General features: G+C 65.1%; 20 protein-coding genes. 16 read left to right on the plus strand and 4 right to left on the minus strand.

Annotated elements, in window-relative coordinates:
• Positions 1 to 287: 287 nt before the first annotated feature.
• On the plus strand, positions 288 to 1367 hold the full coding sequence (locus tag QX121_RS23885; protein ID WP_315813195.1) for an Acg family FMN-binding oxidoreductase: 1080 nt from the start codon (positions 288 to 290) through the stop codon (positions 1365 to 1367).
• 79 nt (positions 1368 to 1446) lie between these two features.
• Complete coding sequence (locus QX121_RS23890) at positions 1447 to 1674, plus strand: hypothetical protein (protein WP_315739326.1); 228 nt, start codon at positions 1447 to 1449, stop codon at positions 1672 to 1674.
• Positions 1675 to 1676: 2 nt separating this feature from the next.
• Here QX121_RS23890 and QX121_RS23895 read toward each other — a convergent pair whose 3' ends face one another.
• A complete protein-coding gene (locus tag QX121_RS23895; RefSeq protein ID WP_315813196.1) occupies positions 1677 to 2054 on the minus strand; it encodes a hypothetical protein in 378 nt (125 codons plus the stop codon).
• Between the two features lie 124 nt (positions 2055 to 2178).
• On the opposite strand from QX121_RS23895, the gene QX121_RS23900 reads away from it, so the two are divergent.
• Both QX121_RS23900 and QX121_RS23905 read left to right on the plus strand, forming a co-directional pair.
• Positions 2179 to 2883, plus strand: coding sequence for a glutathione S-transferase N-terminal domain-containing protein (locus QX121_RS23900; protein ID WP_315813197.1), 705 nt, complete (start codon positions 2179 to 2181; stop codon positions 2881 to 2883).
• Entirely contained in the window at positions 2880 to 3860 is a 981-nt protein-coding gene (locus QX121_RS23905) for an oxygenase MpaB family protein (protein WP_315813198.1), read from the plus strand. Before QX121_RS23900 ends, QX121_RS23905 begins: the two co-directional genes overlap by 4 nt.
• A gap of 30 nt (positions 3861 to 3890) precedes the next feature.
• On the opposite strand, the gene QX121_RS23910 is transcribed toward QX121_RS23905, so the two are convergent.
• Both QX121_RS23910 and QX121_RS23915 read right to left on the minus strand, forming a co-directional pair.
• Entirely contained in the window at positions 3891 to 4295 is a 405-nt protein-coding gene (locus QX121_RS23910) for a hypothetical protein (RefSeq protein ID WP_315813199.1), read from the minus strand.
• The gene (locus QX121_RS23915; RefSeq protein ID WP_315813200.1) at positions 4292 to 5920 is read right to left on the minus strand and encodes a tyrosinase family protein; all 1629 of its coding nucleotides are present in this window, start codon (positions 5918 to 5920) and stop codon (positions 4292 to 4294) included. The genes QX121_RS23910 and QX121_RS23915 overlap by 4 nt, the downstream gene beginning before the upstream one ends.
• A gap of 107 nt (positions 5921 to 6027) precedes the next feature.
• On the opposite strand from QX121_RS23915, the gene QX121_RS23920 reads away from it, so the two are divergent.
• Together QX121_RS23920 and QX121_RS23925 are read left to right on the plus strand one after the other, a co-directional pair.
• The gene (locus QX121_RS23920) at positions 6028 to 6618 is read left to right on the plus strand and encodes a histidine phosphatase family protein (RefSeq protein WP_315813201.1); all 591 of its coding nucleotides are present in this window, start codon (positions 6028 to 6030) and stop codon (positions 6616 to 6618) included.
• Positions 6619 to 6732: 114 nt separating this feature from the next.
• Positions 6733 to 10041 (plus strand): DEAD/DEAH box helicase, encoded by a 3309-nt coding sequence (locus QX121_RS23925; protein ID WP_315813202.1) that lies wholly within the window; start codon positions 6733 to 6735, stop codon positions 10039 to 10041.
• Positions 10042 to 10089: 48 nt separating this feature from the next.
• Here QX121_RS23925 and QX121_RS23930 read toward each other — a convergent pair whose 3' ends face one another.
• Positions 10090 to 10284 carry a hypothetical protein gene (locus tag QX121_RS23930; RefSeq protein ID WP_315813203.1) on the minus strand — a complete coding sequence of 65 codons (195 nt, stop codon included), beginning with the start codon at positions 10282 to 10284 and terminating at the stop codon, positions 10090 to 10092.
• Between the two features lie 219 nt (positions 10285 to 10503).
• Between QX121_RS23930 and QX121_RS23935 the strand changes: the two genes are divergently transcribed.
• The 10 genes from QX121_RS23935 to QX121_RS23980 all read left to right on the plus strand — a co-directional run bounded on the left by QX121_RS23935 (position 10504) and on the right by QX121_RS23980 (position 20262).
• Positions 10504 to 10860: an ArsC family reductase gene (locus QX121_RS23935; protein ID WP_315777446.1), complete on the plus strand. Its 357-nt coding sequence runs from the start codon at positions 10504 to 10506 to the stop codon at positions 10858 to 10860.
• A gap of 315 nt (positions 10861 to 11175) precedes the next feature.
• Positions 11176 to 11931 (plus strand): ABC transporter ATP-binding protein, encoded by a 756-nt coding sequence (locus QX121_RS23940; RefSeq protein WP_315739336.1) that lies wholly within the window; start codon positions 11176 to 11178, stop codon positions 11929 to 11931.
• Positions 11924 to 12670, plus strand: coding sequence for an ABC transporter ATP-binding protein (locus QX121_RS23945; RefSeq protein WP_315739337.1), 747 nt, complete (start codon positions 11924 to 11926; stop codon positions 12668 to 12670). The genes QX121_RS23940 and QX121_RS23945 overlap by 8 nt, the downstream gene beginning before the upstream one ends.
• A 104-nt stretch (positions 12671 to 12774) precedes the next feature.
• Positions 12775 to 13998: an ABC transporter substrate-binding protein gene (locus QX121_RS23950; RefSeq protein ID WP_315780400.1), complete on the plus strand. Its 1224-nt coding sequence runs from the start codon at positions 12775 to 12777 to the stop codon at positions 13996 to 13998.
• A 77-nt stretch (positions 13999 to 14075) separates the two neighbouring features.
• Positions 14076 to 14939 carry a branched-chain amino acid ABC transporter permease gene (locus QX121_RS23955; protein ID WP_315739340.1) on the plus strand — a complete coding sequence of 288 codons (864 nt, stop codon included), beginning with the start codon at positions 14076 to 14078 and terminating at the stop codon, positions 14937 to 14939.
• A gap of 1 nt (position 14940) precedes the next feature.
• Positions 14941 to 15909 (plus strand): branched-chain amino acid ABC transporter permease, encoded by a 969-nt coding sequence (locus QX121_RS23960; RefSeq protein WP_315739341.1) that lies wholly within the window; start codon positions 14941 to 14943, stop codon positions 15907 to 15909.
• 143 nt (positions 15910 to 16052) lie between these two features.
• Positions 16053 to 16697 carry a DUF47 domain-containing protein gene (locus QX121_RS23965; RefSeq protein ID WP_315739342.1) on the plus strand — a complete coding sequence of 215 codons (645 nt, stop codon included), beginning with the start codon at positions 16053 to 16055 and terminating at the stop codon, positions 16695 to 16697.
• Positions 16698 to 16711: 14 nt separating this feature from the next.
• Positions 16712 to 17719 carry an anion permease gene (locus tag QX121_RS23970; RefSeq protein WP_315813204.1) on the plus strand — a complete coding sequence of 336 codons (1008 nt, stop codon included), beginning with the start codon at positions 16712 to 16714 and terminating at the stop codon, positions 17717 to 17719.
• 141 nt (positions 17720 to 17860) lie between these two features.
• On the plus strand, positions 17861 to 19480 hold the full coding sequence (locus QX121_RS23975; protein ID WP_315813205.1) for a peptide chain release factor 3: 1620 nt from the start codon (positions 17861 to 17863) through the stop codon (positions 19478 to 19480).
• Between the two features lie 248 nt (positions 19481 to 19728).
• A complete protein-coding gene (locus QX121_RS23980) occupies positions 19729 to 20262 on the plus strand; it encodes a GDSL-type esterase/lipase family protein (RefSeq protein ID WP_315813206.1) in 534 nt (177 codons plus the stop codon).
• Positions 20263 to 20271: the final 9 nt, after the last annotated feature.

The raw sequence follows: 20271 nt of genomic DNA on the forward strand, positions 1-20271 counted from the left end.
GCAAGACCGCTCCCCCGAGCATGGCGTGCGCCATCCACCGGCATGACGCCGTTGGACGTGCGGATGAAGTGTTCGTAGCCGAAGGACATCGTCTCGCTCATGTTTGTCGCGGGCACAGTCGCTCGCGAGGCCGCGGGACATACGCCGCTTTGTTGGGGCTGTCAACGGCGTGTCTTCGAACTTTTTTGCCGGCTGCGGCGGCCTTGATCTGCAACAACGCGCCGATGCGATGCCGGCGTATTGTTGTCCTTGGCTCGATTGCAGCGGAAAATGCAGGCGTGTTTGCTATGAACCGGCGGACGGTATTGTTAGGAACGGGGAGCGCGATTGCTGCCGCCTCGCTCGGCGCTGCATCCTGGCGCGCGATCACGGGGACGATGCACGACTATGAGACGTATAGCGCCCGACTGCGCGCGCCGCTGTCGCCCGATATCACTTCGGTGATCCGCTACGCGACGCTTGCAGCCAACAGCCACAACACGCAGCCCTGGCGCTTTCGCGTAGCGCAGGATGCGATCGAGATCATGCCCGATCCGTCACGCCGCACGCCGGTGGTCGATCCGGACGACCATCATCTGTTCGTCAGCCTGGGCTGCGCGGCCGCCAATCTCGCGATCGCCGCGGATGCGAGCGGCCGTCCGGGCGAGCTCAGCAGCGACGGCCGGACGGTGCGGTACAGCTTCACGAACGGCACGGCGCATGACGATGCGCGGCTTGCGGCAATCGTCCGCAGGCAGTCGACGCGCGCGGAGTATGACGGACGACCGGTGCCGTCAGGCGATCTCGCCGCGCTGCAGGCCGCGTCAACCATGCCAGGCGTCGATCTCGCGATCATCACGGCTCCCGCCGCGATCGCCGCCATCCGCGATCTCGTCGTCGCCGGCAATGATGCGCAGATGCGCGATGCGGCGTTCATGCGCGAACTGAAGAGCTGGCTGCGGTTCAATCCGCGCAGCGCGATCGAGACCGGCGACGGGCTGTTCGCGGCTGCCAGCGGCAACCCGTCATTGCCGACCGCGCTCGGTGGCCTCGCCTTCGATCGGCTCTTCAATGCCGCGTCGGAGAACGACAGATACGCGCGGCAGATTCGCTCATCGGCCGGTGTCGCCGTATTCACCGCCGAGCAGGCCGATGCCTCGCATTGGATCAGGGCCGGGCAGGCGTGCCAGCGCTTCGCGCTCGAAGCGACGCGGCTGGGTCTGAAGCTTGCCTTCATCAACCAGCCGGTCGAAGTGGCCGCGTTGCGGCCAGAGCTGGCGCGCGTGGTCGGAACGACACGGAGGCCGGATCTCGTGCTGCGCTTCGGCTACGGGCCGGCGCTGCCCTTCTCGCCGCGGCGACGCGTTGCCGATGTGCTGAGTTCATGAGTCGTTCCTGTCAATCTTGACGGATTTGCGACTCGGTGCATTGCTTCGCTGCATGTTCGAGAACACCCGATTGGCACGCATGAGCGACGGGCATTATTGCCTGGTGCGCGACCTTGGCCTGGTCAAGGGCGGCAAGGGCATGCGCCATCATGAGGTCGTGGTCGATTTCAGCTATCGCGGCATGAAGGTGTTTGCCAAGCAGGGCGCGTCGTCGCTGATGCGCCGGGTCGCGGCGAAGCTCGCGCAGCATGACGCCACCTCGAAGCTGCCGGCGCTGCTGCGCGTGCGTCTGCGCGAGCCGCAGTAGCGTCAGCGCTTCCGCCGAAGCTTACCGCTCTGCGGCGTCGCGATCGGTCGTTTCGGATCGTAGGGGCTGTTCGGATTGACGTCGAGCTCGACGTCGGCGACGCAGTATTGCGGCTGGCGATGGCTGCGCCCCGAATGCCAGCGCCCCTGGCGCAGCTCGACCTCGCTGATGTCAGCGACATCGAAGCACTTCCATTGGCCGCCCGGCGGCAGGCCGCTGCTCGCGCCGCCCGCGAACTGGAACGCCAGCACGCGCTCGCGGCCGGCGGTGTGGCCGAGGATGATCGGGCAGATCGCGCGGGCGAAGCCGCCATACATGCACAGCACCTGCTGGCGTGTGATCATCGCCTGCATGATCAACTGGTAGGTCGGGCTCGGCATGCTGGCTTTCTGCACGATGCAGCAACATAAGACCGTCGGCCGCATGCGGTTCCGCATCGAACCTTGCAGCGGCGGCTCACGGGCTTAGATTGAGGCCTCAGCGACAAAGCGAGCAAGAGCCACGATGTCCGATCTCTCCAGCTTCCCGATCACCACGCGCTGGCCGGCGCAGCATCCCGACCGCATCCAGCTCTATTCGCTGCCGACCCCGAACGGCGTCAAGGTCTCGATCATGCTGGAGGAGACCGGCCTGGCCTACGAGCCGCACACGATCGATTTCGGCAAGGACGACCAGAAGACCCCGGAATTCCTCTCGCTCAATCCGAACGGCAAGATTCCCGCGATCATCGATCCCGACGGTCCCGGCGGCCAGCCGCTCGGCCTGTTCGAATCCGGCGCGATCCTGCAGTACCTTGCCGAGAAGACCGGACAATTCCTGCCGAACGATCCGGCGCGGCGCTGGCAGACCATCCAGTGGGTGCATTTCCAGATGGGCGGCATCGGCCCGATGTTCGGGCAGCTCGGCTTCTTCCACAAATTCGCCGGCCGTGAGTACGAGGACAAGCGGCCGTTGCAGCGCTATGTCGCGGAGAGCAGGCGGCTGCTCGGCGTACTCGACGACAGGCTCGATGGCCGGCAGTGGATCATGGACGCCGACTACACCATCGCCGACATCGCGACGCTCGGCTGGGTGCGCAACCTGATCGGCTTCTACGGCGCGCGCGAGCTCACAGCCTTCGATGAGCTCGCGCATGTTCCGGCCTGGCTCGAGCGCGGGCTGGCGCGGCCGGCGGTACAGCGCGGGCTGGAGATCCCGCAGCGGCCGTGATCGTCAGCGAGGCCGATTTCGAACGTTGCATGGCCGAGCTGCTGTCCGCGCCGGCCACGCCGGGCGACGCCGTGCTGCCGTCCGACAGCGTGATGTGGCGCGTGCATCGCGAGGCCGCGCTGTTTCTCGGCGCAGGCCGCGCGCTGCTGTTGCAGCTCGCCCATCCCTGGGTGGCGGCGGGCGTTGCCGAGCAGTCGAAGGTGTTCGCCGATCCGCTCGGCCGTTTCCACCGCACCTTCGGCATCGTCTACACCATGGTGTTCGGCACGCGCGCGCAGGCGGTTGCCGTGGCGCGGCGGTTGTATCGGCGTCACGCCGCGGTCGACGGCGTCATGCCTGAGACGGTCGGACCCTTCGCCGCCGGCTCGCACTATCGCGCCAACGACGTCGACGCGCTGCGCTGGGTCCATGCCACCCTGGTCGAGACTGCGATGATGTCCTACGGCCTGTTGTGTCCGCCGCTCGGCGATGACGAGCGCGAGCAATATTGGCGTGAGGCGATGCGCTTCGCCGGTCTGTTCGGGATTCCGCATGAGGTGCTGCCGCCGGACTGGGGGGCTTTCAAGGCCTATGCGGCCGACATGATGGAATCGGAGACGCTGACGGTCAGCACGGCCGCGCGCGACATCGCGCAGCGCATCTTCTCGGGCGAGGCGACCTGGATCGCACCGCCGCGTTGGTTCACGGCGCTGACGGCCGAGATGTTGCCGGAGCGGCTGCGGCTTGCGTTCGGGCTGCCTTATGGCGAGCGCGAACGCCGCAGCGCGGCGCGAGCTCGAGTCTGGTTGCCGCGCGCCTATGCGGTGCTGCCGGAGAGATTGCGCACCGTCGGCCCTTATCAGGAGGCGATGGCGCGCATCGAGGGGACGACGTGTCCGCCGTTCACGCGGCTGCTCAACCGCGTCTGGATCGGACAGCCCAGCATGGGCAGCCCGTTCGAACAGCGTGCAGAACGTGCGCGGAGCGGGACGGTCTGAGCCCGGCGCGCTTGCGGCGCAGACGACGGATCATGGCCGTGGAGCGAGCTTGAGCGTGATGCCGCGAACCTCCTGCGGCGTCGGCGCGCGGCTGCCGCCGGGTTGGCTGATGCTGAGACGGATCGACAGCCGTCCACTCTTGATCGCGTCCTTCGGCACCGGAAGCGCGTAGGTGCCGGCCTCCGCTCCAGTGCGAAGGCCGAATGGCGAGATGGTCCCGAGCGGCATCCCGGACGCCGTCGTCACCGTCACCTCCTGGCCTCGCCCCAGTGCGCCCAGGCTGATCTCGACGACCGGAGCGTCGCTCGCATCCAATGGCCGCGGCAGGACCAAGTCGATGGCTCTGAACGGCTCCGCCGCCAAGGACGAGGCCGGCCGCAGCACGGCACATAGCAGCACGGCGCAGGCCCGCAGCGCGGCGCGCCTCCCGTTCATGGGCGCAGCGGTCCGACCGAGAGCGCTTTCAGCGTCGGCGCAGTGCCGACGCCGCCCGAGGGCACGACGCGGATGCTCAGGGGCTGGTTGGGCGCGGCCCGCAGGGCGGAGAAGGCCTCCCGCTTCGTCGGCAGCGGCACCGCGAAGGTCGCATCCATGGTCATGGCCATGCCCGGCATCATCGACCCGAAGAAGGCGATGGTGCCTGCATAATATGGGCTGTCAGCCGTGACCTTGGTGACGTTGGCGGGCGCGTTGACCAGGACGTCGAACTCGCGCACAGTCGAATAGCCGCTCGGGCGGGGCAGCGTGATCTGCGCCATCAGCGGCTGCGGCCGCGCTGCCGCCAGATGCGCTTCGAGCGCATCGCCGGGGATCCTCACCGTGCCCACATTGGCCTTGACCGAGCCCTGCTGCGGCTTGGCCTGCGGCGCCGAGGCGACCGCGGGCGGATTGACGATGTCCTCACCGAAGCCCGGCGCATAGTCGTAGTCGAAGCGATCGGTCGAGATGTAGTCGCCGGCCTTGCTGGGGCCGACATAGCCGCCCTTGCCGTCGGCATAGAACAGGAAGGGCTCGTCGGAGAACGTCTTCAGGTCGGCGCCCTGCGGCAGGTAGGGAAGCTTGAGCCGCTGCTGCTTGCGCGTCCAGACATCCCAGAGCCGGTCCATGTTCGAATGGTGCAGGAAGAAGATCGGATCGACCGGCGACAGGAAGTTGGTCATGTTGCCGTAGGGGCCGGGATCGAGCGGGCCGACGCCGCCGATGTAGTTGTGGACCTTGTTGTGCGGTAGGCCTTCCAGGGTCGAGAACTTGGTCGCGCCATTCGGCTGGGTGTTGTGCGAGGTGGTCTTCGAGCTGGTGAAGCTCAGATAGTTGTCGGGGTTGTAGAAGTCGGTCGGCAGCAGGCCCGCCATGATCACGAAGGGCGAGACGTCGTAGGTGGTCTTGGCGTCGAGCTTCGGATTGTCGCGTGACAGATAGCGTGAGGCGCAGGTGGTGGCGAAGGCCTCATTGCCGGAGATGCCGGCATTGGCGGACGGCGAGAAGCCGGTGACGTCGTTCCAGAGATCGTCGATCGACTTGTAGCCGCGGATCTCGAGCTGGCCGCGCTGATCCTTCGACAGGCTGTTCCAGTAATCCGTCAGCGCCGGCTTGATGAACGAGGTGAAGACCGCGAGATTCCCGGTGAACGGCTGATACGCGCGGTCGGTCGGTGTCAGTACGGCGTCGAACATGCCGGCGGGAATCTCCGGCAGTTCGGTCCAGTCCCAATAGGGCAGCGCGAAATCGTCGTCGCCGCTGAGGGCGCGGATCGATTGCTCGAAATAGCCGAGATAGCCGCGATGCCAGACGTAGAACCACCAATTGCCGTGCGGGCAGTCCATCAGGTGGATGAACGCGTTGCGGAACCAGTTCTGCGGATGGTTTGCGGGAAGCTGCAGCATGGCGGCGACGCCTTTGGCGTAGCTCGCCAGCATCTTCTGGCCTTCCGCGCTGGTGACGTTGTGGCGGCGATATTTCGCGGCGGCGCGGCTCGGCCTCGGCGAGATGACGGTGGAGGCTGCGGCCATCGCGGCCGTCGCCAGGAATGTCCGGCGGGTCTGTCGCAATCCCATGCTCATCTGAAATGAATCCTGGTTGGAAAAGCGCCATGATGCGGTCTCGCGCTTGCAATCTCAAGTAGCAATTGCGTGTGATGGATGTATGATGCCACCTGAGAGGTTTGCCGATGAACGCGCTGACGCTGCTGATCATCCGCCATGCAGAGAAGCCGGACGGCGACGCGACAGGCCCGGGCCTGACCCACGAGGGCCAGCCGGACTCGAAGTCGCTGGTGATCTTCGGCTGGGAGCGGGCAGGGGCCTGGACGGCGCTGTTCGGCAGCGGACTGGGCGGCGCGGATTACCCGACACCGCAGGCGGTCTATGCCGCCGATCCCGACAGCGCCGAGGACGGCTCCGACCCGAGCCGCCGGCCCTATGAGACGGTGCTCGATTTGTCTGCGCGCGTCGGCCTCGACAAGCCGAACACGTCCTTTGCGAAGGGGCAGGAGGCGGCGCTGGTCGAAGCCCTGCTATCGCTGTCCGGCACCGTGCTGGTGGCGTGGGAGCACAAGGCGATCATCTCCGACATCCTGCCGCGGCTGCCGGTGAGCAATGAAAGCCAGTTGCCGACCCACTGGTCCGGCAAACGCTTCGATGTGGTGCTGCGTTTCGATCGCGCCGACGGCGGGGCGGAATTCACGTTCAGCGAGCTCTATCCCTGCCTGATGCCGGGGGATTCCGACAAGCCGCTGAAGAGCGATCCGAACGACGGGTGAACCACCAAGCCGGAGATATTATCCCCAGGGAAGAGGGTGCGGCGCGATGCTGCCGCCCGGATCGTGGTAAATGGGTCTGTCGAACGCGCGATCGCGTTCGCCGGATTACAATGCATGCCGCTTCCTTTCAAAAGGCCCCAGGCCATCCGGTCCTTCTTCGGCCATGCCGCCTTTCAGAAGGCCGAGCATATTCAGCTTCGCGGAGGGGTTCTCGATCTCGACATCAGCGATGACGGCCGGGAACTGGCGGCCTCGGTGCAGGGATCGCAATCCTGGCCCTATGAGGTCGAGATCAGGCTGGAGCGGGACCAGCACGGGCGCTTGGACGTATCCGGCACATGCACGTGCCCGATGCAGCACAATTGCAAGCACGTTGCGGCGGTTCTGCTCGAAGCCATCGAGCCGTCGGAGAACGACCTGGATCAGGGGACTCCGCCAAGGGCGGCGGGAAAGACAGCAGGGCAGGCGGGCACAGTGGTGCTGCCGCCAGAGATCAGCGCGTGGCTCAACAAGATCGGCGCGGTCAGCCGTGGCGATAGCTATCCTCCCGCGGTGAGGCAGAGGTTGATCTATGGCGTGCAGCCCCATTCCGAGCCGGGAGGTGCACCTTTTCCGGTCGTCCGTCTGTGGTCGGTCCGGCTGGGCAAGGACGATAGCTTTGCCTCCGCGTTCGCGAAGGTCGATCAACTGCGGACAAGTGCCGCGCATGCGCCGGCGTTCTATCGCGACATCGACATCGCGATCGCGGCGTGGCTTGGACATCAAGTCTATCTCGACGGACAATGGGCGTTCCGGATCGGCTCTGCCGCGCTGCTGAAGCGCATCGTCGAGACCGGCCGGGCGTATTGGCGCGATCATACCGGGCCGCTGCTGCGCTGGGGCGACATCCGCGGCGGCCGCATCGAATGGCAGCCGGTCGGCCTGCGAGGCATCGGCGCAAGGCTCGTGGTCGATGGTCTGACGGCCCTGCATGCCGAGCCGCCCATCTATGCCGACGAGAACAGCGGCGTCGTCGGCGAGGCCGATCCCGGTATAGATCCGCGAACCGCGCATCACCTGCTGAGCGCGCCGACGTTGCCGAAGGCGCTGATCGGCGAGGTCTCCCGACATCTCAGCCAGCGGCTGCCCTCGCTGGATCGCGCCCTTCTGCCGTCGCGGCCGACCGAGGTCGTCGAGATCGAGGCCAAGCCGACGCCCATCCTGCATCTGCGCCGCGGACCCTATCCGGGCTATGGCTTTCGCGGCGTCCACACCAGCGGGCTTCCACTCGGCGTGGTCCGCGCGGGCTTCCGTTACGGTCCGATCGAGATCGAGCCCGACAACGGTGGCAACGAGGTGGAGGCGTTCCAAGACGGCCGGGTGCATCTCGTCACCCGCGCCAAGGCGGACGAACGAAAGTCGTCCAAACGGCTGAGCGAGCTCGGCCTGGTTCCACTCAGAAAGGTCCAGACCTACAGCTTCGGCGGTCACGCGGACGATCTGACCTTCGAGGACGAAGGCCGCTGGCTGCAATTCGTGCATCTCGAGCTCGATGCGTTGCGCGAGCAGGGGTTCGAGATCCGCATCGATGACGACTTTCCGTACCGGCTGGCGGAGTCCTCCGGTCTCGTCGACATGGAGATCGAGGGCTCCGGAATCGACTGGTTCGAGTTTGGCTTCAAGATCGACATCGATGGCCGGCCGCATGACTTGGCCGAGCTGCTGGCGCGGCTGCTCGCGCAGCCCGGCATTCTCGATGCGCTGTCCGAAGCCGATGCCGAAGCCAAGCACATGTATGTGCCGCTGCCCGACGGACGGCACCTGGCGCTGGCGGCCGGCCGCTTCCTGCCGGTTCTGCTGGCGCTGCAGACGATGCGGCTGAGCGGCGGCGGCTTGGATGCGTCGGGCAAGCTCAAGCTGTCTCGTGCGCAGCTCGTGCCGCTGCTGGCGCACGATCCGGGCGCATTCAAGGGCCCCGATGATCTGCGCCGGCTCGCGGATCTGGTGCGGCAGCATCGGCCGGATGAATTGAAGCTGCCGGCCGGCTTCACCGCCACGTTGCGCCCCTATCAGCGGCAGGGCGTCGCCTGGCTCGATCTCCTGCGGCAGGCCAACCTCGGCGGCGTGCTGGCCGATGACATGGGCCTCGGCAAGACCGTCCAGGTGCTGGCCCTGCTCGCGCTCGAGAAGGCGCGCGGCGCGCTGGCGAGGCCCGTGCTCATCGTCGCGCCGACCAGCCTGATGACGAACTGGTTCAACGAGGCAAGCAAGTTCGTTCCTGACCTGAAGGTCCTGGTGTTCCACGGCGCCGCTCGCAAGGAGCTGATCGCGCAGATTTCGGAGCACGACGTCGTGCTCACCACCTATCCGCTGATCGCGCGCGACCATGAGCTCATCCTGGGACGGGACTGGCACATGGCCATTCTCGACGAGGCGCAGACCATCAAGAATCCCAATGCCGCCACGACGCGCTGGCTCAATGCGATCAAGGCCAGCCACCGCTTCTGCCTGACGGGCACTCCGATGGAGAACCATCTCGGCGAGCTCTGGTCGATCATGAGCTTCGTCAACCCCGGCTATCTCGGCGACAAGACCGCGTTCACGCGCAACTGGCGCACGCCCATCGAGAAAGAAGGCAATGCGATGCGGGCGGCGGCGCTGACCCGCCGCGTCAAGCCGTTCCTGCTGCGGCGGACCAAGGAGGAGGTTGCGTCCGAGCTGCCGGCCAAGGTCGACATCGTGGAGACCGTCGCGATCGACGGCAAGCAGCGCGATCTCTATGATTCGATCCGCGCGGCGATGGCGAAGAAGGTGCGCAAAGCCCTTGACGAACGTGGTCTCGCGCGCAGCCACATCGTCGTGCTCGAAGCGCTGCTGCGGCTGCGCCAGGTCTGCTGCGACCCGCGGCTGGTGAAGCTCGACGACAAGGTCGAGCGCCCCTCGGCCAAGTTGGACCGGCTGATTGAGATGGTCGAGGAACTGCTCAGCGAGGGGCGCAAGATCATCATCTTCTCGCAGTTCACCTCGATGCTCTCCCTGATCGAGGAGCGTTTCGAGGCGGCTGACATCGCCTACGAGCTGCTCACGGGCGACACCCGCGATCGCAAGCGGCCGATCGAGGCGTTTCAGAGGGGAGACAGCCCGGTGTTCCTGATCAGCCTGAAGGCCGGCGGAGTCGGCCTCAACCTGACGGCAGCCGATACCGTCATCATCTACGATCCCTGGTGGAATCCTGCCGTCGAGGCGCAGGCGATCGACCGGGCGCATCGCATCGGCCAGGACAAGAAGGTCTTCGTCTATCGCCTGGTGACGGCCGGGACGATCGAGGAGAAGATCGGTGAGCTCAAGCTGCGCAAGCAGGCGCTGGCTGATTCACTGTTCGATCGCGAGGGCAATATCGGCAAGGCGCTGACGGAGGAGGATATCGCTGCTCTGCTGTCTTGATGTCGGGTGGAGATGCGTGGCGGCCAGCATCCGTCAACTTGAGTGCGGTCAAGCCAGCGCGATACGCTCGCGCGTCTCCTCGACCCAGGCATGGGCGGCGAACCATTCATGGTAGATGCGGCAGTGCGGGCAGTAGGCACGCGAGAAGAACACGGGCATGCACTGAAAGCGCGCGGCGTCCATTTCCATCCCTGTCTCGATGCTGCGGCCGGTCTGCGGACAACGTACCATGATCTTGCCCATTCGCGGTCTCCTGTTCGTGGGCCAGATACGCCGGGGATGCGAAGAAAATGTAATGCTCAGCCGACAGTTTCGTGGCAAAGGTCGGAGTGAATTCCGACCGCGGAACGAGTGGCGTCCGCCGCATCAAAAGCGGGTGAATCGCACGGCAAAATGCACGGCCGATTGTCGCAACGTGGGACATCCGCCGCGGTCGGACACGATTGTTTGAGGACGCGTGGCATGAGCATCACGATCTACGGAATCAAGAACTGCGACACGATGAAGAAGGCGCGCGCCTGGCTCGACGATCACGGCGTCGCTTACCAATTCCACGACTACAAGACCGCCGGAATCGACAAGGCTAAACTCAAGGCATGGAGCGACGAGCTCGGCTGGGAGGTGCTGCTCAATCGCGCCGGCACGACGTTCAAGAAATTGCCCGACGCGGACAAGGACGGACTCACCGAGAGCAAGGCGATCGCGCTCATGCTGGCGCAGCCTTCGATGATCAAACGCCCGGTGCTCGATCTCGGCGGCCGCCGCGTGGTGGGCTTCAAGCCGGATCTCTACGCAAAGGACGTGAAGGCCGCGAAGTAGTTGGAGACGATCATCGCTGCGCCGTCTCGCGGGCCGCGCCCGCCGCCTTTGCAGCGCGCGCGCGTGCAGGAAAATGCCGGCGGTATGATTTTCTATGTCAGCGGGAAATCGCAGGTGATTTCAACGCAAGGTGCGTCGGCCGCCTTGCGACGTCGTTGCCCAGCTTTCCGCCTTGCCTAACTCCCTCGATTGACGGCATATTCCGGCGCGAAGCGGTCGCGGGTGGCGGCGAGGAATCGTCCAGTCGTCCGGCAGAGCCGCCGTACAGGAAGAAGCGAGGGCCAGGCGCTGAAGGCGCCGGCTTGGGGGGAATCTTTGGCTGACGAGTTCATTCTCGAGACCCACGGATTGACGAAGGAATTCGCGGGATTTTTTGCCGTTCGCGATGTTTCGCTCAAGATCCGCCGGGGCACCATTCATGCGCTGATTGGCCCGAACGGGGCCGGCAAGACGACGTGCTTCAACCTTCTGACCAAGTTCCTGCGGCCGTCGGCCGGCAAGATTCTCTATAAGGGTCAGGATATTACGGCGACGGCGCCGGCCGACGTGGCGCGTCTTGGCCTGGTCCGCTCGTTCCAGATCTCGGCGGTGTTTCCGCATATGACGGCGCTGGAGAACGTCCGCGTCGCCCTGCAGCGCCAGCATGGCTCGTCGTTCGATTTCTGGCGCTCCAAGAGCGTTCTGAACCGCTTCAACAACCGGGCGCTGGAGCTTCTCAACGACGTGGGCCTCAGCGAATTCGCCAACATTCCGGCGGTCGAAATGCCGTATGGGCGCAAGCGTGCGTTGGAGATCGCGACCACGCTGGCGCTCGATCCGGAGATGATGCTGCTGGACGAGCCGATGGCCGGCATGGGCCACGAGGACATCGACAAGATCGCCGCGCTGATCAAGCGCATCTCCGCCAAATACACGATCCTGATGGTCGAGCATAATCTCAGCGTCGTCGCCAACCTCTCCGACACCATCACCGTGCTGACGCGCGGCCAGGTGCTGACGGAAGGGCCGTATTCGGAGCTCGCCAAGGACGAGCGCGTCAAGGAAGCCTATCTGGGGGCCGGACATGCCTGAGGTGATGACGGCCAAGACGCCCACCGCTGGCGCTGTGACCAGCACTATTCTCGATGTCAAGAATCTCGAGAGCTGGTACGGCGAATCCCACATTCTCCACGGCATGAACTTCAACGTGAATGCCGGCGAGGTCGTCACCCTGCTCGGGCGCAACGGTGCCGGCAAGACCACGACCCTGAAGTCGATCATGGGAATCATCGGCAAGCGCACCGGCTCGGTCCAGTTCAACGGGCGCGAGCTGATCCGCATGACCTCCGACAAGATCGCGCGGCTCGGCATCGCGCTGTGTCCGGAGGAGCGCGGCATCTTCGCCAGCCTGGACGTGCGCGAGAACCTGCTGCTGCCGCCGGTGGTGCGGCCGGGCGGGCTCATGCTCGACCAGATCTTCGAGCTGTTCCCGAACCTGAAGGAGCGGCTGAAGAGCCAGGGCACCAAGCTGTCGGGCGGCGAGCAGCAGATGCTGGCGATCGCGCGCATTCTGCGCACCGGCGCCAGCTTCCTGATGCTGGACGAGCCGACCGAGGGTCTCGCGCCAGTCATCATCCAGCAGATCGGCCACACCATCGCGCGGCTGAAGAAGGAAGGCTTCACGATCCTCCTGGTCGAGCAGAACTTCCGTTTCGCCTCGACTGTCGCCGACCGCTACTACGTGGTCGAGCACGGCAAGGTCATCGACGGTTTCGCCAATGCCGATCTGTCGGCCAACATGGATAAGCTGCATACTTATCTCGGCGTCTGACCGGCGCCGGCGACGTTGACTTGGCGGTTTCCTCCCGCGGTTTTCTCTACGGTCTTCTCTATGGTCTTCTTGGCAGTTTTGTTGGAAAGTTCTGGAAGTTGGAAATGAAGAGCAAATTCATCGCGTCATTGCTGCTGGGAACGGCGCTCACTCTCGCCGCTGGCAGCGTCGCTTCGGCCGGCGACAAGACCGTCAAGATCGGCGCGCTGTCCGATCAGTCGGGTCTTTATGCCGATCTCGGCGGCCCCGGCTCGACGCTCGCCGCGCAGATGGCGATCGAGGATTCCGGCCTCGCCGCCAAGGGTTGGAAGATCGACGTGATCTCCGGCGATCACCAGAACAAGCCGGATATCGGCACCGCGATCGCGCGGCAGTGGTTCGATGTCGAGAAGGTCGACGTCATCGTCGACGTGCCGAATTCCGGCGTCGCGCTGGCCGTCAACAACGTCGTCAAGGAGAAGAACGGCGTCTACATCAACTCGGGCGCTGCGACCTCGGATCTCACCAATGCGCAGTGCTCGCCGAACACGGTGCACTGGACCTACGACACCTACATGCTGGCGCACACCACCGGCCAGGCGCTGGTCAAGGCGGGCGGCTCGACCTGGTTCTTCCTGACGGCCGACTACGCCTTCGGCGCCGCGCTGGAACGCGATACCACGGCGGTCGTCACCGCCAATGGCGGCAAGGTGATCGGCGGCGTCAAGCATCCGCTCAACACCTCCGACTTCTCGTCCTTCCTGCTGCAGGCCCAGTCGTCGAACGCCAAGGTCATCGGCCTCGCCAATGCCGGCGGCGATACCACCAATACGATCAAGCAGGCGGCCGAGTTCGGCATCAATAAGGGCGGCCAGAAGCTTGCCGCGCTGTTGCTGTTCCTGACCGACGTCAAGTCGATCGGGCTCGACATCGCGCAGGGCCTCAACTTCACCGAGACTTTCTACTGGGACATGAACGACCAGACCCGCGCCTTCTCCGAGCGGTTCGCCAAGCGGATGAAGAACGGCGCGCCGCCGACCATGGTCCAGGCCGGCGTCTATGCCGGTCTCGCGCATTACTTCAAGGCGCTGGACGCGCTGGGCGAGAACCCGCACGACGGCACCAAGATCGTCGACAAGATGAAGTCGATCCCGACCGAGGATACGCTGTTCGGCAAGGGCGAGATCCAGCCCAACGGCCGCACCATCCACACCGCCTATCTGTTCGAGGTCAAGAAGCCCTCGGAGTCCAAGGGCCCGTGGGATCTCTACAAGCTGGTCGGCTCGGTACCGGGCGACCAGGCCTTCACGCCGCTCGACAAGAGCGCGTGCGCCTTGTTGAAGAAATGAACCGCTGTGGCTCCGGCGGCTGACGTCGCCGGGGCCGCCATCTTCTGGGAAACGCCGAGAGAAAACAGAACAAGACGATGCAGGCCCTCTACGCACAGCTCCTGGTCGGACTGATCAACGGCTCGTTCTACGCGCTGCTCAGTCTCGGGCTTGCCGTCATCTTCGGCATGCTCAACATCATCAATTTCGCCCATGGCGCGCTCTACATGATGGGCGCGTTCTGCGCCTATTTCCTGCTCAACCTCGGCGGCATCAATTACTGGTGGGCGCTGCTGCTGGCGCCGATCATCGTCGGCGTCTTCGGCATGATCCTCGAGCGCACCATGCTGCAATGGATCGCCGGGCTCGACCATCTCTACGGACTGCTTCTGACGTTCGGACTGGCGCTGATCATCCAGGGCGTGTTCCAGAACTTCTTCGGCTCGTCCGGCCTGCCTTATGCGATCCCGGATCAGCTCCGTGGCGGCATGAATCTCGGCTTCATGTATCTGCCGGTCTATCGCGGCTGGGTCGTCATATTCTCCCTGGTCGTCTGTCTGGCGACCTGGTTCCTGATCGAGCGCACCCGGCTCGGCGCCTACCTGCGCGCCGCCACCGAGAATCCGACATTGGTGCGGGCGTTCGGCATCAACGTGCCGCGCATGATCACGCTGACCTACGGCCTCGGCGTCGGGCTCGCGGCCCTCGCCGGCGTGCTGTCGGCGCCGATCAACCAGGTGCGGCCCCTGATGGGCGAGCACATCATCATCGTGGTGTTCGCGGTGGTCGTGATCGGCGGCATGGGCTCGATCATGGGCTCGATCATCACCGGCTTCCTGCTCGGTGTGATCGAGGGACTGACCAAATATTTCTATCCCGAGGCTTCCAACACCGTGGTCTTCGTTCTGATGGTCCTGGTGCTGCTGGTGAAGCCGACGGGTCTGACCGGACGGGCGGCCTGACATGACATCCATCACCGACACGACCCTGCCGATCACCCCGCGCGCGATGCGCGACGAGATGATCGTGTTCGTCATCATGGCGGCGCTGCTGGCGATCGTACCGTGGACCGGGCTGTACCCGTTCTTCGTCATGCAGGCGCTGTGCTTCGCGCTGCTCGCCTGCGCCTTCAACCTCCTGATCGGCTATGGCGGCCTGCTGTCGTTCGGCCACGCGATGTTCCTGGGAACGGCCGGCTACTGCAGCGCCCACGCGCTGAAGGTGTGGGGGCTGCCGCCCGAGCTCGGCATCCTCACAGGCGTCGCCGGATCGTTCGTCCTGTCGGTGATCACCGGCTACATCTCGATCCGCCGCCAGGGCATCTATTTCGCGATGATCACGCTGGCGCTGTCGCAGCTGCTGTATTTCATCTATCTGCAGGCGCCGTTCACCCATGGCGAGGACGGCATCCAGGGCATTCCCCAGGGGCGGATGTTCGGCATCCTCGACCTGTCCAGGCCGACGGTGCTCTATTACGTCGTGCTGGTCGGCTTCCTCGCCGGCTTCCTGCTGATCTTCCGCACCATCAACTCGCCGTTCGGCGAAGTGCTGAAATCAATCCGCGAGAACGAGCAGCGGGCGATCTCGCTGGGCTACAAGACCGACCATTACAAGCTGCTCGCCTTCATTCTATCCGGGACGCTGGCCGGCTTGGCTGGCGCGTTGAAGGTGTTCGTCGCCCAGAACGCCTCGCTGACCGACGTCGAGGTGGCGATGTCGGGGCAGATCGTGCTCATGACCCTGGTCGGAGGGCTCGGCACCGTGTTCGGCCCCGTCGTCGGCGCGTTCGTGATCGTCGGCATGCAGCAATATCTGTCCGGCTTCGGCCAGTGGGTGACGGTGATCCAGGGCGTGATCTTCGTCGCCTGCGTGCTCACCTTCCGCCGCGGCGTGGTCGGCGAAATCGCCCATCTGTTCAAACGGTCCCTTTAAGCCGTTGATCTGAAAAGAGATCGTCGAAAGGGCAGAAAGCGGTGGATGAACCGGCCACCGCTTCTGCTGGTGCGCGATCCGGAGTATGACAGTTCTGTGACGGGCCGGCCCTGGCCCGTTTCGGAATGGATGGATCTCGTCCCATGCTGCACTGGTTTCGCGCCGTCCTCCCGCGGGAGGAGCGGTTTTTCGATTTGTTCGCCCGCCACAACAAGGTGGTGATTCAGGGCGCCCATGCGCTGCAGGACATGCTGCAGGGCGGTGACGACATCCTCGCCCACTGCCAGCGCGTCAGCCAGTTCGAGAACGAGGCCGACAACATCACCCGCGAAGTGCTGACCGCGGTCCGCCGCACCTTCATCACCCCGTTCGACCGCGGCGACATCAAGAACCTGATCACCTCGATGGACGATGCCATCGATCAGATGCAGCAGACCGCCAAGGCCGTGGTGCTGTTCGAGGTCAAAGAGTTCGAGCCGACCATGCGCGAGATGGGCACCTTGCTGGTCGATTGCGCCAATCTGATCGGCCGCGCGTTGCCGTTGCTGCAGGCGATCGGCCAGAACGTGCCGATGATCACCGCGATCACCGAGGAGATGACCAAGCTCGAGGGCCGGGTCGACGACCTCCACGACATCGGGCTGAAGGAGCTGTTCCTCAAGCACCGCAAGGCCAATACCATGGACTTCATCGTCGGCGCCGAGATCTACGACCATCTGGAGAAGGTCGCCGACCGCTTCGACGACGTCGCCAACGAGATCAATTCGATCATGATCGAACAGGTCTAGGGTAGGGCCGCGCCGTGGACGCTCAACTCGGCCTTCCGATCCTGGTCGGCCTCATCGCCGTTGCGCTCGCCTTCGATTTCCTGAACGGCCTGCACGACGCCGCCAACTCGATCGCGACCATCGTTTCGACCCGCGTGCTCCGGCCGCAATATGCGGTGTTCTGGGCCGCATTCTTTAATTTCGTCGCGTTCGCGGTGTTCGGCCTCCACGTCGCGCAGACCATCGGTACAGGGATCATCGATCCCGCCATCGTCGACGCCCAGGTGATCTTCGCCGCCCTGGTCGGCGCCATCGTCTGGAACCTCGTCACCTGGGCGGCCGGCATTCCCTCGTCGAGCTCACACGCGCTGATCGGCGGCCTGGTCGGGGCAGGGGTCGCCAAGGCCGGCATCTCGGCCGCCGTCTGGAGCGGCCTGTCGAAGACCGTGCTCGCGATCGTGCTGTCGCCGCTGGTCGGGCTGGTGCTGGCGATGGTCCTGGTCGCGATCGTGTCCTGGGCCTCGGTGCGCTCGACGCCGTTCGCGGTCGACCGCGCCTTCCGCATCCTGCAATTCGCCTCGGCCTCGCTGTATTCGCTCGGCCATGGCGGCAACGACGCGCAGAAGACGATGGGCATCATCGCCGTGCTGCTGTATTCGCAGGGCCATCTCGGCAACGAGTTCACGGTGCCGTTCTGGGTCGTGCTGTCGTGCCAGGCGGCGATGGCGCTGGGCACCCTGATGGGCGGCTGGCGCATCGTCCGCACCATGGGCCTGCGCATCACCAAGCTGAACCCGATGCAGGGTTTCTGCGCCGAGACCGGCGGCGCGATCACGCTGTTCCTGGCGACCTTCCTCGGCGTGCCCGTCTCGACCACCCACACGATCACCGGGGCCATCGTCGGCGTCGGCGCCGCCCGCCGCGCCTCCGCGGTGCGCTGGAACGTGGCCGGATCGATCGTCTATGCCTGGGTCTTCACGATTCCGGCCGCGGCGATCGTCGCGGCGCTGACGTTCTGGCTGGTGTCGGTGCTCCGGCACTGATCCGGATCGGCCCGGCCGGGCTCAACTCGCCGGTTGGAGTTGCGGTGCAAAACGCCTATATGGAGGGCGCGCGGCGGCCGAGATCCCGCGCCTTTCCCGTAAATCGCCCGCTCTCTGGCCTGAAACGACGCCTGCCGCCTCATGTCCGATACTGCCGTCACGACCGAACAGCCCGCCCGCACCGCCTTGTCCGACGAGGTGGCGCGCCGGCGCACCTTTGCCATCATCTCGCATCCGGACGCCGGCAAGACGACGCTGACGGAAAAGTTGCTGCTGTTTGGTGGCGCCATCAATCTCGCGGGCCAGGTCAAGGCCAAGGGCGAGCGCCGTAACACCCGCTCGGACTGGATGAAGATCGAGCGCGAGCGCGGCATCTCCGTCGTGACCTCGGTGATGACCTTCGAGTTCGAAGGGCTCGTCTTCAACCTGCTGGACACGCCGGGCCACGAGGACTTTTCCGAAGACACCTATCGCACGCTGACCGCGGTCGACTCGGCCGTGATGGTGATCGACGCCGCCAAGGGCATCGAGGCGCGCACGCGCAAGCTGTTCGAGGTCTGCCGCCTGCGCGACATCCCGATCATCACCTTCATCAACAAGATGGACCGCGAGAGTCGCGACACCTTCGATCTCCTGGACGAGATCGAGAAGACGCTGGCGCTCGACACCACGCCGATGACTTGGCCGGTCGGCCGCGGCCGCGACTTCATCGGCACCTATGACATCCGCGACGGCGGCGTGCGCCTGCTCGAAGGCGGCGGTGCCAAGACCGGCGCGGCGCAGCAGATCGACATCGCCGAGCTCGGCAAGATCAACGCCAATCTCGACATGAGTCAGATCACCGACGAGCTGGAGCTGGTCAAGGAAGCCTGCAAGCCGTTCGACCTCGAGGCATTTCGCGAGGGCCACCTGACGCCGGTCTATTTCGGCAGCGCGCTGCGCAATTTCGGCGTCGGCGATCTGCTCGAAGGCCTTGGCCGCTACGCGCCGTCGCCGCGCGCGCAGGAGTCGAACCTGCGCAAGGTCGACGCCGCCGAGCCGCGCATGAGCGCCTTCGTGTTCAAGATCCAGGCGAACATGGACCCCAACCACCGCGACCGCATCGCGTTTGCGCGGCTGTGCTCGGGCAAGCTCAACCGCGGCATGAAGGCGAAGCTGGTACGCACCGGCAAGACCATGCCGCTGTCGAGCCCGCAATTCTTCTTCGCCCAGGACCGCTCGGTCGCGGACGAAGCTTTCGCCGGCGACGTCGTCGGCATTCCCAACCATGGCAGCTTGCGCATCGGCGACACCCTGACCGAGGGCGAGGATCTCACCTTCGTCGGCGTGCCGAGCTTCGCCCCGGAAATCGTTCGTCGCGTCCGCCTCACCGATGCGATGAAAGCGAAGAAGTTGAAGGAAGCGTTGCAGCAGATGTCGGAGGAGGGCGTCGTGCAGGTGTTCCGTCCGCGCGACGGTGCGCCGGCGCTGGTCGGCGTGGTCGGCCCGCTGCAGCTCGACGTGCTCAAGGCGCGGCTCGATGCCGAGTATTCGCTGCCCGTCGAATTCGAAATCTCCGAGTTCTCGCTGGCGCGCTGGATCTCCTGCGACGACAAGAAGAAGCTGGAGGCGTTCATCGCCGCCAACAATTCCGGCGTCGCCGACGACGTCGACGGCGATCCGGTGTTCCTGGCCAAGAACGAGTTCTATCTCGGCTACACCAAGGAGCGCGCCGAAGGCATCGTGTTCTCCAACGTCAAGGACGTGAAGAAGAAGGCGTAGCCGCCCGACACTCTCTCGTCATTCCGGGGCATCGCGCAGCGATGAGTCCGCAATCCATTTCGCCTCTTGTTCCGCCGCCCGATGGAATCTCGGCTCGCCCTGCGGGCGCCAGGAATGACGAAAAGACATGCGCTCCCTCACCGCGAGCCTCGCCGTTGCTGTGGGATGATACCCGGTAACGCCGCGCACTTTTCGTCAGGTCATCGGCGCGCTAGTCTTCCTCTCATAAACAGGCGAGGGAGAAGGAAATGCCGGCGGGATCGATTGGCCGTCTTGTGCGGCGGCAGATGATTGCACTGTTCGCTGTGTGTGGACTTGCGTCGGCGACGATCGCAACGGCTGATGCGGCCGAGGTCGTCGCGCTCGGCGCCAGCAACACCTACGGCAAGGGCGTCAATCGCGGCGAGGACTTTCCGGCCCAGCTCGAGGCCATGCTCCACGGCAAGGGCGTTCGGGTGAGCGTCGCCAACGCCGGCATCAACGGTGATACGACCGCCGGGATGCTGTCCCGCTTCGACAGCGCGGTCGATGGATCAACCCGCGTCCTGGTGCTGCAGCCCGGCGGCAACGACGCCCGCAAAGGGGTCGGCGACCAGCGCGCCAGCAGCATCAGCGCCATCATGGCCAAGGCCGCGCAGCGCCGCATCAAGGTCGTGATGGTCGAGAACGGCATGTTCCGTGGCCTGCCGCATCAGGTCGATGGCCAGCACCTCACGCCGGACGGCTATCGCATGCTGGCTGCGGCGCTGTTGCCGCGGGTGATGAGCGGCTTGCGCAAGTAGTTCGGCGGC

Origin of the sequence: Bradyrhizobium sp. SZCCHNR2028, from assembly GCF_032380995.1 — a bacterium.
In the GTDB taxonomy this organism is placed as follows: domain Bacteria; phylum Pseudomonadota; class Alphaproteobacteria; order Rhizobiales; family Xanthobacteraceae; genus Bradyrhizobium.